This is a genomic window from Sporosarcina sp. P32b (assembly GCF_002743335.1).
Taxonomy (GTDB): domain Bacteria; phylum Bacillota; class Bacilli; order Bacillales_A; family Planococcaceae; genus Sporosarcina.
The window spans coordinates 19,638-38,534 of sequence record NZ_PDZB01000008.1 but is presented as its reverse complement, the minus strand read 5'-3'; the positions used below and the strand labels follow the sequence as shown (position 1 = coordinate 38,534).

Annotated in this window: 22 protein-coding genes; 8 read left to right on the top strand and 14 right to left on the bottom strand. The window is 44.7% G+C overall.

The window, feature by feature from the left end; translation table 11 throughout:
* Positions 1-264: 264 nt before the first annotated feature.
* Together argS and CSV64_RS07680 are read right to left on the bottom strand one after the other, a co-directional pair.
* A complete protein-coding gene (argS, locus tag CSV64_RS07685; RefSeq protein ID WP_099634615.1) occupies positions 265-1,932 on the bottom strand; it encodes an arginine--tRNA ligase in 1,668 nt (555 codons plus the stop codon).
* On the bottom strand, positions 1,929-2,345 hold the full coding sequence (locus tag CSV64_RS07680) for a YwiB family protein (protein WP_099634616.1): 417 nt from the start codon (positions 2,343-2,345) through the stop codon (positions 1,929-1,931). Before CSV64_RS07680 ends, argS begins: the two co-directional genes overlap by 4 nt.
* A 158-nt stretch (positions 2,346-2,503) precedes the next feature.
* Here CSV64_RS07680 and CSV64_RS07675 point away from each other — a divergent pair, with 158 nt between their 5' ends.
* Positions 2,504-4,558, top strand: a complete 2,055-nt coding sequence (locus tag CSV64_RS07675) for a transglycosylase domain-containing protein (RefSeq protein WP_099634617.1) — start codon at positions 2,504-2,506, stop codon at positions 4,556-4,558.
* 175 nt (positions 4,559-4,733) lie between these two features.
* Here the strand turns inward: CSV64_RS07675 and CSV64_RS16540 are convergent, their stop codons facing one another.
* Together CSV64_RS16540 and CSV64_RS07670 are read right to left on the bottom strand one after the other, a co-directional pair.
* Positions 4,734-4,955, bottom strand: a complete 222-nt coding sequence (locus CSV64_RS16540; RefSeq protein ID WP_143565203.1) for a hypothetical protein — start codon at positions 4,953-4,955, stop codon at positions 4,734-4,736.
* Between the two features lie 264 nt (positions 4,956-5,219).
* Positions 5,220-5,738 (bottom strand): YwhD family protein, encoded by a 519-nt coding sequence (locus CSV64_RS07670; protein ID WP_099634618.1) that lies wholly within the window; start codon positions 5,736-5,738, stop codon positions 5,220-5,222.
* A 67-nt stretch (positions 5,739-5,805) separates the two neighbouring features.
* Here CSV64_RS07670 and CSV64_RS07665 point away from each other — a divergent pair, with 67 nt between their 5' ends.
* Positions 5,806-5,991, top strand: coding sequence for a 2-hydroxymuconate tautomerase (locus CSV64_RS07665; protein ID WP_099634619.1), 186 nt, complete (start codon positions 5,806-5,808; stop codon positions 5,989-5,991).
* A 48-nt stretch (positions 5,992-6,039) separates the two neighbouring features.
* Here the strand turns inward: CSV64_RS07665 and CSV64_RS07660 are convergent, their stop codons facing one another.
* Both CSV64_RS07660 and CSV64_RS07655 read right to left on the bottom strand, forming a co-directional pair.
* On the bottom strand, positions 6,040-6,546 hold the full coding sequence (locus CSV64_RS07660) for a YwgA family protein (protein ID WP_099634620.1): 507 nt from the start codon (positions 6,544-6,546) through the stop codon (positions 6,040-6,042).
* Positions 6,547-6,563: 17 nt separating this feature from the next.
* Positions 6,564-7,853, bottom strand: a complete 1,290-nt coding sequence (locus CSV64_RS07655) for an HD domain-containing protein (RefSeq protein ID WP_099634621.1) — start codon at positions 7,851-7,853, stop codon at positions 6,564-6,566.
* A gap of 713 nt (positions 7,854-8,566) precedes the next feature.
* Between CSV64_RS07655 and CSV64_RS07650 the strand changes: the two genes are divergently transcribed.
* On the top strand, positions 8,567-9,205 hold the full coding sequence (locus tag CSV64_RS07650) for an RsfA family transcriptional regulator (protein ID WP_099634622.1): 639 nt from the start codon (positions 8,567-8,569) through the stop codon (positions 9,203-9,205).
* A 19-nt stretch (positions 9,206-9,224) separates the two neighbouring features.
* On the opposite strand, the gene lipL is transcribed toward CSV64_RS07650, so the two are convergent.
* The gene (gene lipL, locus CSV64_RS07645; protein ID WP_099634623.1) at positions 9,225-10,061 is read right to left on the bottom strand and encodes an octanoyl-[GcvH]:protein N-octanoyltransferase; all 837 of its coding nucleotides are present in this window, start codon (positions 10,059-10,061) and stop codon (positions 9,225-9,227) included.
* Positions 10,062-10,127: 66 nt separating this feature from the next.
* Positions 10,128-11,099 carry a phosphate acetyltransferase gene (pta, locus tag CSV64_RS07640; RefSeq protein WP_099634624.1) on the bottom strand — a complete coding sequence of 324 codons (972 nt, stop codon included), beginning with the start codon at positions 11,097-11,099 and terminating at the stop codon, positions 10,128-10,130.
* Between the two features lie 216 nt (positions 11,100-11,315).
* On the opposite strand from pta, the gene hemQ reads away from it, so the two are divergent.
* Positions 11,316-12,065, top strand: coding sequence for a hydrogen peroxide-dependent heme synthase (hemQ, locus tag CSV64_RS07635; RefSeq protein WP_099634625.1), 750 nt, complete (start codon positions 11,316-11,318; stop codon positions 12,063-12,065).
* A gap of 698 nt (positions 12,066-12,763) precedes the next feature.
* Positions 12,764-13,108, top strand: a complete 345-nt coding sequence (gene gerQ / locus CSV64_RS07625) for a spore coat protein GerQ (protein WP_099634627.1) — start codon at positions 12,764-12,766, stop codon at positions 13,106-13,108.
* Between the two features lie 38 nt (positions 13,109-13,146).
* On the opposite strand, the gene CSV64_RS07620 is transcribed toward gerQ, so the two are convergent.
* From CSV64_RS07620 to CSV64_RS07600, 5 genes are all read right to left on the bottom strand, one after another.
* Positions 13,147-13,527, bottom strand: a complete 381-nt coding sequence (locus tag CSV64_RS07620) for a DUF423 domain-containing protein (RefSeq protein WP_099634628.1) — start codon at positions 13,525-13,527, stop codon at positions 13,147-13,149.
* 98 nt (positions 13,528-13,625) lie between these two features.
* Positions 13,626-13,889: a YwdI family protein gene (locus CSV64_RS07615; RefSeq protein ID WP_099634629.1), complete on the bottom strand. Its 264-nt coding sequence runs from the start codon at positions 13,887-13,889 to the stop codon at positions 13,626-13,628.
* Positions 13,886-14,062, bottom strand: coding sequence for a uracil-DNA glycosylase (locus tag CSV64_RS16845; protein ID WP_099634630.1), 177 nt, complete (start codon positions 14,060-14,062; stop codon positions 13,886-13,888). The genes CSV64_RS07615 and CSV64_RS16845 overlap by 4 nt, the downstream gene beginning before the upstream one ends.
* A gap of 23 nt (positions 14,063-14,085) precedes the next feature.
* Positions 14,086-14,763 carry a uracil-DNA glycosylase gene (locus CSV64_RS07605; protein ID WP_099634631.1) on the bottom strand — a complete coding sequence of 226 codons (678 nt, stop codon included), beginning with the start codon at positions 14,761-14,763 and terminating at the stop codon, positions 14,086-14,088.
* Positions 14,764-14,768: 5 nt separating this feature from the next.
* Positions 14,769-15,524, bottom strand: coding sequence for a DUF4230 domain-containing protein (locus CSV64_RS07600; protein WP_099634632.1), 756 nt, complete (start codon positions 15,522-15,524; stop codon positions 14,769-14,771).
* A gap of 195 nt (positions 15,525-15,719) precedes the next feature.
* Between CSV64_RS07600 and thiD the strand changes: the two genes are divergently transcribed.
* The 3 genes from thiD to bshB2 all read left to right on the top strand — a co-directional run bounded on the left by thiD (position 15,720) and on the right by bshB2 (position 17,709).
* Complete coding sequence (thiD, locus tag CSV64_RS07595) at positions 15,720-16,553, top strand: bifunctional hydroxymethylpyrimidine kinase/phosphomethylpyrimidine kinase (protein WP_099634633.1); 834 nt, start codon at positions 15,720-15,722, stop codon at positions 16,551-16,553.
* Positions 16,554-16,670: 117 nt separating this feature from the next.
* A complete protein-coding gene (locus CSV64_RS07590; protein WP_099634634.1) occupies positions 16,671-17,021 on the top strand; it encodes a YojF family protein in 351 nt (116 codons plus the stop codon).
* A 13-nt stretch (positions 17,022-17,034) separates the two neighbouring features.
* Positions 17,035-17,709, top strand: coding sequence for a bacillithiol biosynthesis deacetylase BshB2 (gene bshB2 / locus CSV64_RS07585; RefSeq protein ID WP_099634635.1), 675 nt, complete (start codon positions 17,035-17,037; stop codon positions 17,707-17,709).
* A 41-nt stretch (positions 17,710-17,750) separates the two neighbouring features.
* Here the strand turns inward: bshB2 and CSV64_RS07580 are convergent, their stop codons facing one another.
* Positions 17,751-18,860 (bottom strand): hypothetical protein, encoded by a 1,110-nt coding sequence (locus CSV64_RS07580; protein WP_143565204.1) that lies wholly within the window; start codon positions 18,858-18,860, stop codon positions 17,751-17,753.
* Positions 18,861-18,897: the final 37 nt, after the last annotated feature.

The following is an 18,897-nucleotide window of genomic DNA, read 5'->3' as shown; positions in this document are numbered from 1 at the left end:
CGAAGTGAGAGCCGTTACGGAGGACGGCTTTTGCGAGTAAAAGCGAAGCGTTAGGAGCACATCTTTGTACTTGAGGCGGCGACTCGGGGAGGATCCGTTCGACAGGCTAGACAACCGAAGGAAGCACAGCGACCTGGTTGGCTTGCCGCGAGCCCTCCCGAACGCGTCCGCCTGGAACGCAGCGAAACGTTGCTCTTCCACTTCCCTTCAAAAAGCGATAACAAAAAAGCCAAGCAGTAAACCCGCTTGGCTACTTTCGATATATTACATTCTTTCAGGTGCTTCGACGCCTACCAATTTCAACGCGTTGGCAATCGTCGTTTTCGTTGCCGTAATTAAAGCCAAGCGTGCTTCGGAAAGATCCTTGTTCTCAGGATCCAACACTTTGTTCGCATTATAGAAGCTATGGAAGCTGGCCGCTAGCTCTTGAATATACGTCGTCACACGGTGTGGTGCGCGCATGCGAGCTGAGTCGCTAATTAGTTTCGGGAAGTCTCCGAGTTTCTTTAGTAGCTCTAGCTCTTTCTCGTCTTGCAATAGCGTGACGTTTTCTGTTGATGCTTCTACGTTCTGCTCTTTCGCCTGACGCAAAATCGAGCAAATACGCGCGTGCGCATATTGTGCATAGTAGACAGGGTTTTCATTGGATTTGGATACTGCCAAATCTAAATCGAAGTCCATTTGTGCATCGCCTGAGCGCATCGCGAAGAAATAACGTACAGCGTCTAGGCCGACTTCTTCTACAAGTTCACGTAGTGTGACCGCTTTTCCTGTGCGCTTGCTCATCTTGAACTTTTCTCCGTCTTTATAAAGCTGAACCATTTGCGCCACTTCTACTTCAAGCGTATCGCGGTCATAGCCAAGTGCCTGGATTGCCGCTTTCATACGTGGAATATATCCGTGGTGGTCTGCTCCCCAAATATTGATGAGTTTATCGAATCCGCGACTCAATTTATCTTGGTGATAGGCGATGTCTGGTGTTAAATACGTAAATGAACCGTCTTGTTTGATCAGTACACGGTCTTTGTCGTCGCCAAATGTAGTGGAACGGAACCAAGTAGCACCGTCTTCTTCATAGACGTGACCATTTTCACGAAGTTTATTGAGCGCGACTTCGATCTTGCCATTGTTATATAAAGACGTTTCCGAGAACCAGTGATCGAAATGAACGCGGAAGTCCGTTAAGTCTTTCTTTAGTTTATCCAATTCGATATTCAAGCCGTGTTCGCGGAAAAATGCCAGTCGCTCTTCTTCTGGAACATCGACATACTTGTCGCCGTATTGTTCGACGAGGCCTTTTGCGATCGTGATAATGTCTGCACCACGATAGCCATCTTCAGGCATTTCTTTTTCTAATCCAAGCGCTTCGAAATACCGAACGTCAATAGATAACGCTAAGTTATTTATTTGATTACCCGCATCATTGATGTAGTATTCGCGCGCTACGTCATAGCCAGCTTTGTCGAGAATATTACATAATGAATCTCCAAGGGAAGCGCCGCGTGCGTGCCCTAAGTGCAAGTCTCCTGTTGGATTCGCTGAGACGAATTCAACTTGGATTTTCTGTTGCTGTCCGCTGTCTGAACGTCCGTAGTCTGCTCCTTGGTCCAGGACAGATTTCACGATATCTCCAAGACTGTCTGTTTTCAAACGGATATTGAGGAAACCAGGTCCAGCAATTTCAATGGAGTCGATTGCGGTGTTCGTCGTATCCAAGTTCTCTAGAATACTTTCCGCGATCGCACGTGGTGGTTTTTTTGCTAGTTTCGTCAACTGCATAGCAATGTTCGCTGCATAGTCGCCGTTCTCTTTACTTCTTGGTGATTCCAGTTTGATTTCTGGAATATCTGCACCTTCGACTAGTTGTGCTTTTTCAATCGCTTGGTGCAATGCTTCTTTAATCTCATGTTGAATCTGCTCTACTGCATTCATTGTGTTACCTCCGAGTAGGTTATTGTCAAATGGTATTTCCCTAATAAACTGTCGTCTGAATGTAAGTCGTACGCTACCGTAAAGCGTCCAGGTACCCACTCCAGTTGATTCGTACGAACGGCTAAATCCATAACCGCAGGGCCATTTCCGTATGTGCCAAAACGAACATCGTCTTGTCTGAACGGCAATCGCATCTGCACGCCGCCCTTACGCATGATGAAAGCATCTTCGGCATGTAATTTCACGGTCGTTCGAACTGCTGGCATTCCTTCTAATCGTTCTTCAAACAATAAGTAGGCCTGCCCTTTTTTCTCAATGATTTCTCCAGTCGCTTGCATCGTATGCGTTTCTGCTTGCTGTTCTGGATGTTGAATAACGGAACGGAGCTGAACTTGCATTTTTGGCGCTTCCATTCGTTCACCGCCTTAAGTAAATAGATTCACTCATTATACACTTCTTCCGGCACCAGTTTCAATGTTACACGTCTAAACTTTTCCTGTGAGCCGTTTAATCCGGCCATAACCGTCCCATACTGTCAAAAGATACTGAATGGAACGGGATGTGATGAGCAATGAAACGTACCGATTATATAAAGTCCACCAATCGAAAAAAGTGGAAAAAGATTGCATTATCCCTGTCGATCACGTCCATAGCCGCGATCGTAACGGTCTTAATCGCCCTTCGAATATATGCTCAAGTACTTGGCGCTCCTTCATTGAGCGTACCAAAGGCTTCATTGTTCCTCGATCATAGCGGGCATCAGATCGGGGATCATTTTTCACAACATAGACGTTATTGGATGAAGCTATCCGATATGTCCCCTTTTCTTTCGGACGCTTTCGTAGCAACCGAAGATAAGCAATTTTATTCGCATAATGGATTTGATTATAAACGAATTGCGGGTGCAGTTCTGAAAGACGTAAAAACGATGAGTAAGGCGCAAGGTGCGAGTACGATTACTATGCAATATGCGCGGAATTTGTATTTGACGCACGAAAAGTCTTGGACACGGAAAATCCATGAGGCGCTGTTTGCCTATCGACTGGAAATTTTCTATGACAAGGATACGATTTTGGAAGGTTATTTAAATACTGTCTACTTTGGCCATGGAATGTACGGCGTGGAAGCGGCTAGTCGATTTTATTTCTCCAAAGCCGCGAAAGAGCTGACATTGGAAGAAGCCGCTACGATTGCAGCTATCGCAAAAGGACCTTCCATTTATTCACCTCTAGATAACCCAGAGAATTCACGCAACCGCCAACTTCTCGTACTCGATCAAATGGAGGAATATGATTATATTTCAACTGCGCAAAAGGAACGCGCGGTGGAAGAACGTATCGTATTGCAGACAGAGAGTTGGAAAGACATGAAGCAAGTGGCACCTTACTTTTTGGATGCTGCGTGGCAACAGGCGGAAGACATCCTTGCTTCGAAAGGCCGAGTACCTGCGGAAGGTGGCTGGCAAATCCGAACGACGTTGAATCAGCAGCACCAACAAGCAGCTGAACAAGCCATCCAACAAGCAATGCCTGCAAATGATCTGCAAGTTGGATTCATTTCCATGGCTGCAGACACCGGATTTGTCACGTCGATGGTCGGCGGAGTAGATTTTGGCGATAGTTCCTTTAACCGTGTGACTCAAGCGAAACGTCAGCCAGGATCTGCAATGAAGCCGATTCTCTATGCAGCAGCGCTGGAAAAAGGGATGACCCCCTTAACGTTCATGACAGCCGAAAAGACGCTGTTTACGTATGATGATGGTCGTTCGACCTATGAGCCGAGCAATATTAACGGAGAGTTTGCGGCGAAACCGATTTCATTAGCACAAGCAATTGCGATTTCGGATAATATTTACGCAGTCAAAACGCTTGAGCAAGTCGGTTACAAGCCGTATACGAAAATGGCGCAGCGACTTGGCATTGATGTCGCATTTCCTGAATCCCCTGCGGTCGCGCTTGGAACTTCCGATGTGACACTGTTCGAGATGACGACAGCATATAACCGCATTGCGTCAAAAGGAAAACAAGTCGAGCCTCAAATGATTCTATCGATTACAGATGCGAACGGAAAACTGATCTATGAGCATCCTTCGAAGAAACCGAAGCAAGCAATGTCGGAACAAGACGCGTTTGTGCTGACGCATTTAATGACTGGAATGTTTGACCCTGTCTTCAATGATTATTTAACTTCTACAGGTTTGTCGATGCGCCCAAAACAAACGCGGCCCTACGCGGCAAAGTCTGGAACGACGATATCGGATCAGTATTTGATTGGATTCTCGCCCACATTAACAGCGGGCATCTGGACAGGCTTCGATCGCGGCAAACAACTGGAGGATTTAGAAGATAAAACAGTCTCGAAAAAAGTCTGGATTGATTTCATGGAGGCTGCGCATGAAGGAACGGCGCCACAACCATTCCTTCCCCCTTCCGGCGTGCAAAGCGTCGTTGTCGATATCGAAACTGGCGGAATTGCGGTCAATGAATGCACGAAGCAGCGATTGGTCTATGTGAAGGATAAAGATGTTCCGAAAAAGTTATGTACGGATCGCTCGTTGAGAGAACAAAATTCAGGAGAAGAGCAAAATTCTAAAATGGATTTGTTCCCGTTTTCGTTTTTTGAGTAATGTGGAGTGATTTGGTTTTTTCGAGTTATGAGCGGGTAAGCGGCGGGATTGATCGCATAACCCGTAATTATGAGCGGATACAGACCAAGATAGAGCGGACATTTCTCCTCATAGAGCGGTCGTGCATTAACAATGAGCGAGTGCACGAAATATTGAGCGCATAGGCAATTGAGCACTAGAGGCAGACGACAATGAGCGGAAGGCTGCTTGCATAGAGCGGATAGCCGTCCCGATTGAGCGGATAACGACGAACTATGAGCACGTTGCCAGGGTGATTGAGCGGATTCGTCTCGAGATAGAGCGCTTGACCACTCGCATTGAGCAAACAGCCGTCGCGATTGAGCGAATAGACACGAACTATAAGCGCCACAAATAAAGTGAATCCAAAAATCCCCATTAAAAAAGCCTCGTTCTCCGTATCCGCGGAGAGCGAGGCTTTTTGACCGTTATGCAGGGATCGAATGAATCCGCACTGCTTGGGTTTGTGGTTTCATCAAACGACTGTCTACATAGCGGGTGTCCTAGATTACAGCGCAAAGCTGTATGTTTAGTTTACTTCCTTTGTTGCAGACATTCAACCTCAAAGAGGACGTAATCCAAATTGTCATATTTTTGACGTATTTGACGAGATTTGTACTTTTCAATGATGTTCTTTTAGGTCTTACTCCGTACGCAAACCTTCGTGTAATTCAGGTGTACTACGTTCCCACAGTTCTGCGTTATGCGACTTCAGAAAGTCTTTAAGAATTTTTTTCGAACGATCGTCCATATCGTCTACGATAATTTGACGTTTCAATGATTTGTCCATGCGGTTGACGTGGTCAGCAAGTAGCTTATAGCCACGTCTCTTTTCACGGTTAACTACCATTTCACAAGCCGTAATTCCTGCATAATACGGGCCTTCTTCACGATAATCAATGGTCACCCAAACTAACCAGTACGGCTTTCCACCTTCAGAATCTTTGCGGTCCTTGGTGAACTTAATACCTCGCTCCGTATCACTTCGAGCATGCATAGCACCCATTTCCACTTGTGCTGTACCTGCTTCTACATCAATGATCACAGGTGAAATGTTTTCTAGCGACAACGAACCTATGCCAAACCCTTTATGTCCATCTGTGGGATCATTTTTTATTATTGTAAAGCCTAACTTCGGTTTTGAGTTTTGCTCACTTGCCATGTAAATCGCCCTCCATCTCTGTTATTATATGTACTATACCTGAATTTTCTGCTAAGGAGGAAATGAAATGCCATACGTCACAGTAAAAATGCTTGAAGGCCGCACTGACGACCAAAAACGTGCACTATGTGAAAAAGTTACGCAAGCCGTTGTGGAAACGACTGGTGCTACTACTGATAGCGTAACAGTTTTCATTGAAGAAATGCCAAAAAACCACCTTTTTAAGGATGGGAAACTTATGAGTGAACAGTAAAATCAGCAAAAGGATTCTCATCGCGAGAATCCTTTTTACTTGATCCATTTAGCTGACTGAACTCACTTGCATCTCCTCGATGAAGGCAAAAGCTTGTTCCATTTCCTGATCAGTAAAGTTCAGTTTGTTTTTCACGATACGTACTTTAGCAATTTGATCCTCTTTGTCGAGCTGATCGAAAAACAGTAATGTAGAGACCAATTCCAAAAAGCGTGACGACTTCTCATTCAATCGCTCGATACATTTTGGCAACTGTTCTTTCGGTGCTTCTGCTGTCGCAAGGAATTTCGACCCTTCATCCGTCACTTGATAGCAATATTGCTTATACGAACCCTTGTCCTCGAAACGTTCAGCCAAAAAGCCCATTTCACACAATTCTTCCACTCGCAATGTCAGTTCTTCCGAATAAGGACCATACATATGAAGTTCGTATTTCTCAGCAAACGGGAAATTCATTTTTTTCAATATATAAACCATCTTCTGCATTTTCTTACGGCCATTTACTTCATTCGCCAACGATATAAACTGAACGATTTTTGCATGCTCTTGCAGCAAGTCCCGCAACCCCTCTCTTAACCTCTTAACAATTCCAAAATCTTCTCATGCAACGGGTTTCCATCTATCAATAAATCTTCCGGATAATAAATTTTATGGTCTGTTCTGCGTTTGCCTGATATCGCTTCGACTACATCAGACATGCGCGACAGTTCACGTAAATCGCCATTTTCTAGTTGTAAATAAATCGGCACACGCTCATTCTCTTCACCTGGACGATAAAAGTCGTACGGTAAGTCAGATGAAGAATCCGTCACTAAATAATAGTCAGGATCGAGCCCTACTTCTTTGAATAATGTAATAAGTTCACCAAATTTCATGTACTGCACTGCAGGATCGAATTCGGCATATTGAAATAGCCGTCTGTTCACGAAGCGATCACATAAATCCGCTAAAATCGTATCGTCCTCTTCCATCCATAGCTGGAAATACGTCAATAACACGCCCTCATCAAGAGCTATGTACTCTTTCAATTTGAACTCTTGTGCGAAGAACGAAATGAAATGCATAGGTTCTTGCTTAAATGCATACCCAGTTTCAAATAAATGTTTCGCTCTGTGTAAAATTTTGATCAAGATCACTTCTGCACTTCGCGACACGGGGTGGAAATACACTTGCCAGTACATTTGATAGCGACTCATAATATAGTCTTCCACCGCGTGCATACCGCTCTGCTTGATGACGACTTGATCTTCGGTCGGACGCATGACACGCAAAATCCGTTCCATGTCGAAATGGCCATAGGAAACACCAGTGTAATACGCATCGCGCTGAAGATAATCCATACGGTCTGCGTCGATCTGACTGGAAATCAAGCTGACGACCAATTTATCAGGATACGTTTTGTCGATGACATCTGCCACTTTTTGAGGAAAATCTGGCGACACACGACGCAGCACTTCATGGACTTCTGTCTGTTCCAATAAAATTTGCTGGGTGAATTGTTCGTGATCCAGATTGAACACTTTTTCAAATGCATGGGAAAACGGACCGTGTCCCAGATCATGCAATAGCGCTGCACAAAGAGCGACGAGTCGCTGTTCTTCGTCCCATTCTTCACGCCCACTGAAGCCGTCGTCGAGAATTCGTCTAACGATTTCATAGACACCGAGCGAATGCTGGAAGCGGCTATGTTCTGCACCGTGGAACACTAGGTACGTGGTGCCGAGCTGGCGAATCCTACGCAATCGCTGGAATTCGCGCGTGTTGACCAGGTCCCATATTACGCGATCCCGAACGTGTATGTAGCGGTGCACGGGGTCTTTAAACACTTTCTCTTCGGACAGTTTTTCATTTTGGTACGCCATGTCGTCACCTCATCCTTCATTCGTTCCAGTATAACAAAAAACGACGGAACGTGACATAGTACTCTATGACGGATTTTAAACAGGATTGTGTATGGAATTTCAAATTTAGGATAGTGATTTAGTATCTACAAGGGGATTGCTGCTGGCTTAAGTTCAAATGCGAGTAGCTTAAGAATAAAAGGTGAATTTGTGAGTGCGAGGGGATGGAAGCTCCAGCCGACGGACGCTTTCCCATGGGCCTGCGGGAGTCGCCGTCAGCTTCCGCTTCCATCCTACTTATTGAGTTGAGGTACTTATATCACTCATTGTAGGTAATGTGTGAACTATTGTTACGACTAAACTTATTCAATTTCAAAATAGATTACAAACCTAACTTCAATGCACAACAAAATGTATCACCTACTCGCATTGCAAGGGATTGGCGCGTAGGAGGGGCGACTCCCAGAGGATCAGCCCGACAGGAGAGACAACCAAGGGAGCTTGCGACTGGTTGGCTCGCCGCGGGCCCTCAGGAAAGCGTCCCCTCCGTAGCGCAAATCCCCACCCCTACCCCCTACCAGCCTCACACCGCTAACTTTACTTAACTCCCACTCACCCAAAAAACCTGCCCACTTTATTACCATCTTGATAGAATTTTGTGACTCTCTGAATAAAAGACTCATTTCGTGGTCATAATGGCAGTAGAAAGAGAGTACAAGACAGGAGGCATGGAGATGGTGAAAGTTAGACAAGACGCATGGTTAGAACAGGACGATGAATTATTGGCAGAGACGGTGCTACGACATGTAAGAGAAGGAAGTACACAGTTAGGTGCATTTGAGGAAGTAGGCGACGCACTGAATCGAACAGCAGCAGCTTGCGGGTTTAGATGGAATGCAGTCGTGCGAAGAGACTACGAGAGTGAACTCTCCGAAGCGAAGAAAGAGAGAAAGCAAACGTTACGTGTGCTAGGTACAGATTTTAAAAGACGTAACCAGCAAATGTACAACCCTGAGACAGGTGCAGATGGTCAAGAAAAAATACAGGTTCCGTTATCAGCCCTATCCCTCGACACGGTCATTGCGTATTTGATTCGCATGCATCATAACGGCGGTGCGGATACGGATGCACTTCGTTGGAGACAGACGGCGAAAACGGCGACAGAACAAATGAAATCGCTAGAAACGCAACTTGAAGATCTGAAAAAAGAGAACCGTACGTTGAAAGAAGATTATGAGCAATTCGTTCAAATCATGAATCGCGCACGTCGGTTAATCGCTTTAAATGAAGAAAGTGAGCACGTCGCACCGTTATTCAAAATGGAACCGAATGGAAATCTAATCACATCAAAAGAGCCGCCAATCAATAACTGATTGGCAGCTTTTTTTCGTCTTATGATAGCATCTTTTGATTGCGTTCAAAGACGCGTTGTAAATAAAACCCGTACAATTCCATTTCCTCGTCTGTTAATCCACCGTGTTGCACATCTTCTGTCAACGAACGTAATAATATTTGCAGACGAATAACGACTTCATTTACCGTCAAATGCGTATCGAGAATTTCCGATAACGACGCCATCGTATCCGGCTGGATCACAGGGTAGCTGAATTTTGTCGGCTGCCCTTGTAAGCCCTTCTCGTAGACTTCACGAATGATTTCCGCTCGTTTTGAACCACTGCCTTCAATGCATAAATACACTTGTACAGCGACTCCTTGGCGCAGACGTCGCTGAGAGATCCCCGCGAACTTCTTGCCATCGACACTTAAATCATACGATCCAGGACAATAAGATCCAACAATTTCATAAGCTTCTATCCGTTCGCCTAGTTCAGGGAATAATAGCTGTACTAGTGATAGCATCGCTTCATAGCCTACTGGAATATCAATCGAGGACTTTTGTTCGGAAAAGATTAAGGAAATATTTAATATCCCTTCATCTAGAACAACTGCCAGACCGCCTGAGTTCCGAACAATTGACTGATAACCGTGTTGCTCGATTCCTTCCATCGCTTGTTGAATGAACGGCATGCGATGATCTTGAATACCTAACACGATAGTCTTGTCATGTACCCACGTCCTAACGACAGGGGCGCTTCGTTGCTGGCCAACTAATTGGCATAACGCATCATCCATGGCGAAGGATTCAAGCGCAGAACGATTACGCGCGGAAATGGATTCGTCGATGAAACGCCATGCTGGTTGATTCAATAAATGTTTATCTTGTGACATGTCTAGCTCTCCTATGGTGGTTGATCTGGATTATATGTAGACGGTTCACAAACTTCGAACCTTCGATTATAGGCTCTGGGCAGCTGTGATGATAGACAGTTTGTACACGTCTTCTGCGGAACAGCCGCGTGACAAATCGTTAACAGGCCCATTGAGACCTTGAAGAATCGGCCCAATCGCTTCGTAGCCACCTAGACGTTCTGTCAATTTATAGCCAATGTTCCCTGCGTCCAATGTCGGGAAAATAAAGACATTTGCGTCGCCTTTGATGACAGATTCCGGAGCTTTTTTCGCTGCCACACTTGGTACGTAGGCTGCGTCAAATTGGAATTCTCCATCAATCAATAGTTCAGGTGCCAGTTCTTTTGCAATTCTAGCCGCCTCCACTACTTTTTCCGTCTCTTCTGTCACAGCAGACCCTTTAGTAGAGAATGAAAGCATCGCAACGCGCGGATCAATTCCGAATGCTTTTGCAGTTTTTGTACTTTCCACAGCGATTTCAGCCAATTCTTTAGCTGATGGATTCACAGTAATAGCACAGTCTGCAAAAATCAGACGCTCTTCTTCTTTCATCATAATGAAAGCACCGCTTGTTTTTGAAATACCAGGCTTCGTCTTGATGATCTGCAATGCTGGACGAACTGTATCTGCCGTCGAATGTGCAGCTCCACTCACTAAACCGTCTACACGTCCTGTATAGATTAGCATAGTTCCGAAATAGTTTACATCTTTCAATTGCTCGCGTGCTTGCTCGATTGTTGCTTTTCCTGCACGACGTTCCACGAATTTCTCCGCCAGTTCTTCAAAATAGGAAGCGTTTGCAGGATCGATCAACTTAATTTCAGAAATATCGAAGCCGCCATCTTTTGCTGCTTTATTTACTGCTTCTTCGTTCCCTAATAAAACTGGTGTAATAATCCCCTCTTGTTGAAGATGTACAGCTGCTTCTAGTATTCTAACGTCTTCCCCTTCAGGTAAGACAATCGTCTTTCCTTTCCCTTCCAACGTTTTACGAATACCTTCAAAAAGATCTGCCATGTGCCATTCCCACCCTTTGTTATATTTTCCTATTCATCATACCTGAAAAGTTAGATGAATACACTAAGAATTCCGAAGTTTTCAGACAACTGTCACCTAGATACTTAATTTCATAATTGGCGATGGGTAGTCTTACCTTATTCCTTAACGAGTAAAGACTGTTTATGATACACTTGAAATAGAAACTACTTTGATTTAAAAGGAGACTGAATTCAAGTGAACGAAGCAGCTATTACATTAGACGGTTGGTATGTACTTCACGATTTTCGCACGATGGACTGGCCTTCTTGGAAAATGATTTCAAAAGAAGAGCGCCAGGCAGCAGTCAATGAATTCCTAACATTTTTGGAGCGTATGCAAGAAGCGGATGATGCTAAAACAGGCAGTCATGCGTTTTATACAGTAATTGGTCAAAAAGCAGACTTCATGCTAATGACATTACGTCCTACAATGGATGAACTTCATCAGCTGGAAGCAGAATTCAATAAGTTAACGATCGCGGATTACACAATCCCTGCGTATTCTTATGTGTCGGTAGTTGAATTATCGAATTACCTAGCAGGTGAATCTGACGAAGATCCATACCAGAACCCATATGTACGCGGACGTTTGTATCCTGAATTACCACGTAGCCAATACGTTTGTTTCTATCCAATGGACAAGAAACGCGAAGGCGAAGACAACTGGTACATGCTCGACATGGACAACCGCAAGAGTTTAATGCGCAGCCACGGCATGATTGGCCGAGGATATGCAGGTAAAGTGAAGCAAATCATTTCCGGTTCTGTCGGTTTTGATGATTATGAGTGGGGCGTCACGTTGTTCTCAGATGACATGTTGCAGTTCAAAAAGCTCATCTATGAAATGCGTTTTGACGAAGTCAGCGCACGCTACGGCGTATTCGGCTCGTTCTTCATCGGTACAATTTTGGACGCTGACAAGCGCGAAGCATTTTTCGAAGTTTAATACGTAAGACTGAAGCCGCGAATGAAACACTTCGCGGCTTTTTTGTTGCGAAGAAAGAGGACAAATAGGGCTAGTGGTTCGGGATTGAAGCTCCAGCTGGGAACGTTTTCCGGAGGGCGTGGCTTACTCAAATTCAACCTATAAAAGTGCATGCTCTTAACGCTACGGCTCTCGCTGATCCTCCCGGGAGTCGCCTCAGCTTCCTCTTCAATCCTACTTATATGGTGGATTCAGCTTATATGAGCGCTTGCCGACTCAGTATGAGCGCTTGAACAGATTGTTGAGCGTTTGCGACAGTTCAATGCGCAACAAGAAGTATTACCCACTTGCAATGAAGAGATTGGAGCGAAGCGTTAGGAGCACATCTTTGCACTAGCGAACTAGGAAGCTTACCGCGGGCCCTCCCGAACGCGTCCGCCTGGAACGCAACGTAACGGTAACTTCTCCGCCGTGCCTCAACCTCCCCCTCTTCAAAAACTCCATTCATACCCAACAGCCTTCCAACATAAGATACAACCAAGGGGGTTTTGCTTTAGCTTTCATCGCGAAAACAAAAAAGAGGATACATGCGCTTGCTCGTCTTACACAGACTGAAGAACGTCTGAAACGACCAGACTACTTCAAAACGCAACGCACCTTTCCCTCGCCCAACAAGACTGCCCGCGAGTAAAACTAACAGATCTGGAGAGGATGTTGAAATGGTTCAATATTATTGGAATCCCGGTTACGCCCAGCAACAAATGGTCCCGCCACAAACAAATGTACAGGGGAACGCACCAAATACGCCTTTTAGAGAGCAGTCGTACATCGAGAATATTTTACGGCTTAACAGAGGAAAACCCGGTGTCTTTCATTTCTCATTTGAACATGCGGTAGAAGCAGGCAAGAATACGAAGTCTGTTACGGGTATGGTAGAAGCTGCAGGACGCGATCACGTCATCCTCAGCGAAACGAATACAGGACGACGCTATTTATTCCCTATGATCTACTTCGATTATGCGGAGTTCCCAGAGGAATTAAATTACTTCGACCAAACGCCATAAGAAAAAACCGCTCATCATGTGTGAGCGGTTTTCCTTTGTTATCTTCCGAATTTTACCGCGGCAATGATCAACATGATCCAGCCTGCGATGAATGCAACGCCGCCAATCGGTGTAATGGCGCCGAGGATTCCGATTCCAGATAAGCTGAGTACATACAGACTTCCGGAGAAAATCACGATACCGGCCAAAATTAAATAGCCAGCCCATGATAGTTGTGTTGATGGTCCAAGCAATGTGCTGCTCATCAAAATACCAATGGCGAGCAAGGCAATCGCATGAAACATCTGATATTGTACCGCGGTTTCCCAGACGGCTAAGTAATGTTCGGACAGGCGATCTTTCAATGCGTGTGCACCAAATGCTCCAAATGCAACTGCGATCGCGGCGTTAATAGCTCCTGCGATAATAAAAAACGGCATGATTATTCCTTCTTTCTAACGAATCTTGTCTATCTATTTTCAGTCTACCATATTCTAACACGTAGAAATGACAGGTGTTTGAACGGTTTGTGGCGCTATTAGAAATCAAACAATGACTCTCCATTGGCATCCGCTTCCTGCAGTGGTTGCTCGTTTAGCGACGTAATCGGTGTCGCATGAACAGAGCTCATTTGCATGGCTTGCGGGATGGACGGTGTAGAGGGTCTTTCATCATTGAGCATGACATTACATAACGTTCGCACAGCATAGATGGCTTCTCTTTGTGCCGCTTCATCCTGCGTTTGTTTCGCCAAGCGTACTTGTTGTTCGATTTCACTAAGCAATTGTGTAACTGTGATCATCGTATTTTCATCCCCTTTTTCGGTTCGAATTTCATACACTCCATACCAGACGAGCGTTTAACCACTATAGACGGCAACATTTTCGTCTTGAATCCATATGCCTTGCAGCCCCGCGGACTTACGGGATCCCATGTTGTATAAAAGAATATACAGTCGAAGCAATTGACGGCCATCGTCACACTTCCTCTCTACTTATTCACTCGGTAGTTTTTGCCCAATTAATCGGCTCTCTTCCCCACTCTCGTAAATAATCATTCGTTTTAGTAAACGGCTTACTGCCAAAAAATCCTCTAGACGCACTGAATGGACTCGGATGTGGTGATTCGATAATCGCATGGCGTCTGCGGTTGATCAATGCCGTTTTTTCCTGCGCATGTCTCCCCCATAAAATGAAGACAACTGGCGCTCTGCGCATCGACAGTTTACGAATAACTTCGTCCGTAAAGCGTTCCCAACCTTTCCCACGATGCGATGCCGGTGCTCCTTCGCGCACAGTCAGTACAGTATTCAATAATAATACACCTTGTTCGGCCCATCCTGTCAACATTCCTTCAGTGGGAACATCCATCCCGATATCCGATGACAGTTCTTTAAAGATATTGCGTAAACTTGGTGGTACCTTGACGCCAGGCTGGACAGAAAAACTCATACCATGTGCTTGATTTGGCCCATGATACGGGTCCTGGCCTAATATCACGACGTTGACATCCTGAAAAGGTGTCAGTTTAAACGCTGTCCACATATCGGTCATTTGCGGATAAATGATGTGATTTGTATATTCCCCACGCAAGAACGTACGCAATTCCTGATAATACGGTTTGTCGAATTCATCTTTTAGTATGTGATCCCAATCATTTCGAAATTCTGCTACCATATGCATCACTCCTTAAATTCAATATCCAGTCGATAGCCTGCGAAGGAAAACATATCTTTCAGCGTTTTTACGGCACTCTGTTCAGCGGATTCCAGCACGCCTTGTTCGGACGCCTCTTTTAAAACCAGCTTTTTGGCTTCATTCGCTAGCTCATAGCCTTCCTTTATATCTGCTTTTCCACGGAATAGTCCTTCTACAGAATAGACTTCTACTTTATCGAAATACAATTCTGCCCCGCCGAGGAATTCAGCTTTCGGGATTGTCAGCTCAATACGTTTTTCTTCTTCGTCCACCCGCATATCTTGCTCGGTGATTTTACTTAAATCAATCCCCGCTTTAACGGAACCAGGAATGATTACTAATAAATTCCGCTTCGTTCCAGGAAAATTGACACCGATGCTTTGGCCAAATAATTCATTGTCGGTGCGTTTGACGAGCACTTTCGTATAAGCTTCCGCTGTTGTTAGTTGTTGAAGCTCTTGGACACGCTCAACAAAAGCCGTTTTTTGTTCTGTAAAAGTAGAGCCCAGTTGCATTAAATAAAAACCTGCGATTGGTAAGGTTATAAGTGCGGCGACCATAATCAAAAGTAATAAAATATAGGTTTTTCTCCACGAAGACCATAAAGTGAAAGCGAGTTCGAAAAGTCCTCCCCTACGCTTCCGTTTAGTCTTTTTTCGTCCAGCGAATGTTACGGCTGCTTGCGCATCAGCCTCCGTTATTTCCTTATTCCCTCTCTTAGACGATTCATGCTTACTCATGGCTCACACCCTCTCGTTTAATCAAACACTCGGTTTCTATTTGTACGTTCTGTCGAATAATAGGTTTCATTAGCAAAACCAGTACGTATTACAAGCTTTCTAGACTTTCATCATACCCGAGTTGTTTGTATTTCGACAATTAGTTGTATACTATAAGTAACAAGAAATTTTAGTAAGCGAAGGAGACGTTTTATTATGGCATTGAAGAAAACATTGACGATTGCAGGCTCGGATACTTCAGGCGGTGCGGGTATTCAAGCGGATTTGAAAACTTTTCAAGAACACGGTACGTATGGCATGACAGCAGTAACAGTAGTTGTCACGATGGATCCCGATCAGAATTGGTCACATAATGTCTATTCATTGCCAATCGACGTCGTGAAAGCACAATTGAAAACGGCGTTATCTACTGGCATCGATGCTATCAAAACAGGCATGTTGAGCACGGAAGAAATCATTCAGACAGCAGGTCAGGCAATTGATGAATCCGGTTTGGATCATGTAGTCATCGACCCCGTCATGGTGTGTAAAGGGGAAGATGAAGTATTGAATCCTGGGAATACGGATGCGATGATTAAATATCTCGTGCCAAAAGCAGAAATCGTCACGCCGAATTTATTTGAAGCGGGACAATTAGCTTCTATGAAAACACCGAAGACCATTGACGATATGAAAGTAGCGGCACAAAAAATTCATGAACTGGGTGCACGTAATGTCGTGATCAAAGGCGGCAAACAACTCGAACATGAGGAAGCGGTAGATTTATTCTACGACGGATTGACGTTTACGTTACTGAAAGCAGAAAGATCCGATACGTATCATAATCATGGGGCAGGCTGTACGTTTGCAGCAGCTATTACAGCAAATTTGGCGAATGGGTTGGCAATCAAAGACGCGGTCATTGAAGCGAAGCAGTTTGTCACAGCGGCTATTGCGCATGGCTGGAAGCTCAATGAGTATGTAGGACCTGTCATGCACGGTGCGAAAAATCAGTTCGACGTGCCGCAAGTTGAGCTGCAGGAAGTATAATGAATTGCTTACAAGTCAGGTGTATTCCTGACTTTTTTGTGAGCCGTCTAATCGCATTCAAACGGCAATATCTATATAATATTAAATAGAAAGATTGCACGATTTAGGAGGATGAGTATGGAAACTGTTGACGTGACACATTTACAGGAGTTACTGGACTCCTTTGCCAATAAAGATGTCTACATACATTTGGAAACGACAAATGGATCGTATGCTTCTCATTTCCAAGAAGGATTTTTTAATGCGGGCGCGTTTATTCGTAATGTCATCATCCGCTATGAACTGGGAAAAGTGGCAGGCGAATCCCCTCACCGCATCGGTCTGAAATTGCCGAGTGGCTGGATTTACGCACAAGGAATCACGCACTATACACTTGACGAACATAATCGTTTACTGATGGCGGGGCTTGGACCGGACGGAAAACTAGCGGTTGCGCTTGAGATCAGTGAAACGCCATTTGCTTATTAAGAAGGGAGATTTTTTGATGTTGCAAAAAGAACGACACGTACTCGTTGTATTCCCTCATCCTGATGATGAATCCTTCGGCATTGCCGGTACAATTGCAGAATATATTGAAATGGGCGTACCCGTTACCTACGCTTGCTTGACACTTGGCGAAATGGGACGGAATCTTGGAAATCCTCCTTTCGCAAACCGTGAAACCCTACCGCAAATCCGGAAACAAGAGTTGCTGGATGCGTGTGATGCGATGGGATTGACAGATTTACGAATGATGGGACTTCGCGACAAAACGATAGAATTTGAAGATCCAGAGAAACTCGTTAAAATGATGACCGATCTCATTGAAGAATTAACTCCTTCTTTAGTTATCTCATTCCACCCGACGCTTGCTGTACATCCCGACCACAACGCAACAGGCGTAGCCGTGATTGAAGCAATGAGCCGTATGCCAGAAGCGAATCGACCGGTACTGTACATGAAAGCATTCGATAATGATACATTGAACCAACTCGGTGAGCCGCATGTTGTACACCAAACACCGAATGTAGCAGATAAAAAGATTGCCGCATTACGCGCACATGCCTCTCAGACAGTTTGGATGCTACCTGACATGGAAAAACGATGGGCTGCAAATGACAAAGATGCACTTGACTGGTTGTATAACGAAGCCTTTTATATTCATAAATTCAACTAAAAAACCGCAGAGTCTGCGGTTTTTTTGTGTTTTATACGCCATTACTTTTCTTCAAATGCTTTAATAAAGGCATAGAGATCTTGTAATTTCTTCTCAAATACTTCTACGTTTAACGCACGGTCCATTTGGATTCTTGCGCTATTTTGTGATTGCACAGCGACTTTCATCTGACTGCCCGCTTCCCCAATCACTGCTTGATAACGGCGTCGAATATCATCGATTTGCTTTTCTGCTTCTTCATCTTCTGCGCATAACGGCACGATATCTACTAATTCGTCGCGTGGACTTTCTGCATCGTAAGCATGAGGTTGCGTCGAATCAAACAGACACACCGATAGCTCCGGAAATAGGACTAAGTCGATACTTGCTGGATCCAGTCCGCACCAACCGTATAGCACATCTAGACCCCGTCGCTGTGCTTCGTCTCCTAGCGCACGCATCATCGTCGACTTACCTGTGCCCGGTAATCCCTTGATTAGAAAGCGACGTTTCGTACGTTTCGTGATCGACGGGATGAAGTCATGTGCGCTACCAGCTGATAATGAACCGACAATGCGATGCGAGACGTGAGCTGATTTGGTTAACTCAATGGTCTTAAATATTTCTCGCTTTAATTCTTCCGTAATCTCCTCGTGGCGAGGCCAATCCATGCGAGCGATATTGACTGCTTCCCATTCGTCATGGATTGCTTTGGCTCGTTTTAACTCTTTCAACGACTGACCGAAATGCGTTCGCTCTTCTTTCAACAACACACTCACTTCGTCATGCCGTCCAAGTAATTGATCTTGATGATAGACATCATAGAAGCAAAAGACTTTATGTCGCTTACCAAGATCTGTCGGTTCGAATGAAACCGGATGGGATGCTTGCAAGATCAACAGTTCCAGTCCTTTAATAAAAAGCGCATCGGTTTTATCCACATGTCCAGGATTCATGAAGCGATCTACACTATAGCCCCTGTTGACGAAATAGACCGCCAAGTCATTGAGTACTTGCGATAAGGAATGGGTAGGCAAACACTTCAAAAATATCGTCTTCTTTGATTCCGCGAGCAACTCTTCGTATTTATGCTGCACGCCTTGTCCTGTATAAGCCGTTCCCATATATTCTGTTATATGTCCGTATATAATGACCACCCTTTCTTTCTTCATTTCATCATATGTTTAGGCAAATAAAAAAAGCACAGCC

Excerpts from the sequence above, each read along its gene's own strand:
- CSV64_RS07665 (WP_099634619.1), top strand. The coding sequence starts at position 5,806 with ATGCCATACGTCACAGTAAAAATGCTTGAAGGCCGCACTGACGACCAA.
- CSV64_RS07675 (WP_099634617.1), top strand. The coding sequence starts at position 2,504 with ATGAAACGTACCGATTATATAAAGTCCACCAATCGAAAAAAGTGGAAA.
- CSV64_RS16845 (WP_099634630.1), bottom strand. The coding sequence starts at position 14,062 with ATGGCCGTCAATTGCTTCGACTGTATATTCTTTTATACAACATGGGAT.
- CSV64_RS07670 (WP_099634618.1), bottom strand. The coding sequence starts at position 5,738 with ATGGCAAGTGAGCAAAACTCAAAACCGAAGTTAGGCTTTACAATAATA.
- CSV64_RS07680 (WP_099634616.1), bottom strand. The coding sequence starts at position 2,345 with ATGGAAGCGCCAAAAATGCAAGTTCAGCTCCGTTCCGTTATTCAACAT.
- pta (WP_099634624.1), bottom strand. The coding sequence starts at position 11,099 with ATGGCAGATCTTTTTGAAGGTATTCGTAAAACGTTGGAAGGGAAAGGA.
- CSV64_RS07605 (WP_099634631.1), bottom strand. The coding sequence starts at position 14,763 with ATGGTAGCAGAATTTCGAAATGATTGGGATCACATACTAAAAGATGAA.
- argS (WP_099634615.1), bottom strand. The coding sequence starts at position 1,932 with ATGAATGCAGTAGAGCAGATTCAACATGAGATTAAAGAAGCATTGCAC.
- CSV64_RS07620 (WP_099634628.1), bottom strand. The coding sequence starts at position 13,527 with ATGCCGTTTTTTATTATCGCAGGAGCTATTAACGCCGCGATCGCAGTT.
- gerQ (WP_099634627.1), top strand. The coding sequence starts at position 12,764 with ATGGTTCAATATTATTGGAATCCCGGTTACGCCCAGCAACAAATGGTC.
- CSV64_RS07655 (WP_099634621.1), bottom strand. The coding sequence starts at position 7,853 with ATGGCGTACCAAAATGAAAAACTGTCCGAAGAGAAAGTGTTTAAAGAC.
- CSV64_RS07600 (WP_099634632.1), bottom strand. The coding sequence starts at position 15,524 with ATGAGTAAGCATGAATCGTCTAAGAGAGGGAATAAGGAAATAACGGAG.
- thiD (WP_099634633.1), top strand. The coding sequence starts at position 15,720 with ATGGCATTGAAGAAAACATTGACGATTGCAGGCTCGGATACTTCAGGC.
- CSV64_RS07590 (WP_099634634.1), top strand. The coding sequence starts at position 16,671 with ATGGAAACTGTTGACGTGACACATTTACAGGAGTTACTGGACTCCTTT.
- CSV64_RS07615 (WP_099634629.1), bottom strand. The coding sequence starts at position 13,889 with ATGATCACAGTTACACAATTGCTTAGTGAAATCGAACAACAAGTACGC.
- CSV64_RS07650 (WP_099634622.1), top strand. The coding sequence starts at position 8,567 with ATGGTGAAAGTTAGACAAGACGCATGGTTAGAACAGGACGATGAATTA.
- lipL (WP_099634623.1), bottom strand. The coding sequence starts at position 10,061 with ATGTCACAAGATAAACATTTATTGAATCAACCAGCATGGCGTTTCATC.
- CSV64_RS16540 (WP_143565203.1), bottom strand. The coding sequence starts at position 4,955 with ATGGGGATTTTTGGATTCACTTTATTTGTGGCGCTTATAGTTCGTGTC.
- CSV64_RS07580 (WP_143565204.1), bottom strand. The coding sequence starts at position 18,860 with ATGAAGAAAGAAAGGGTGGTCATTATATACGGACATATAACAGAATAT.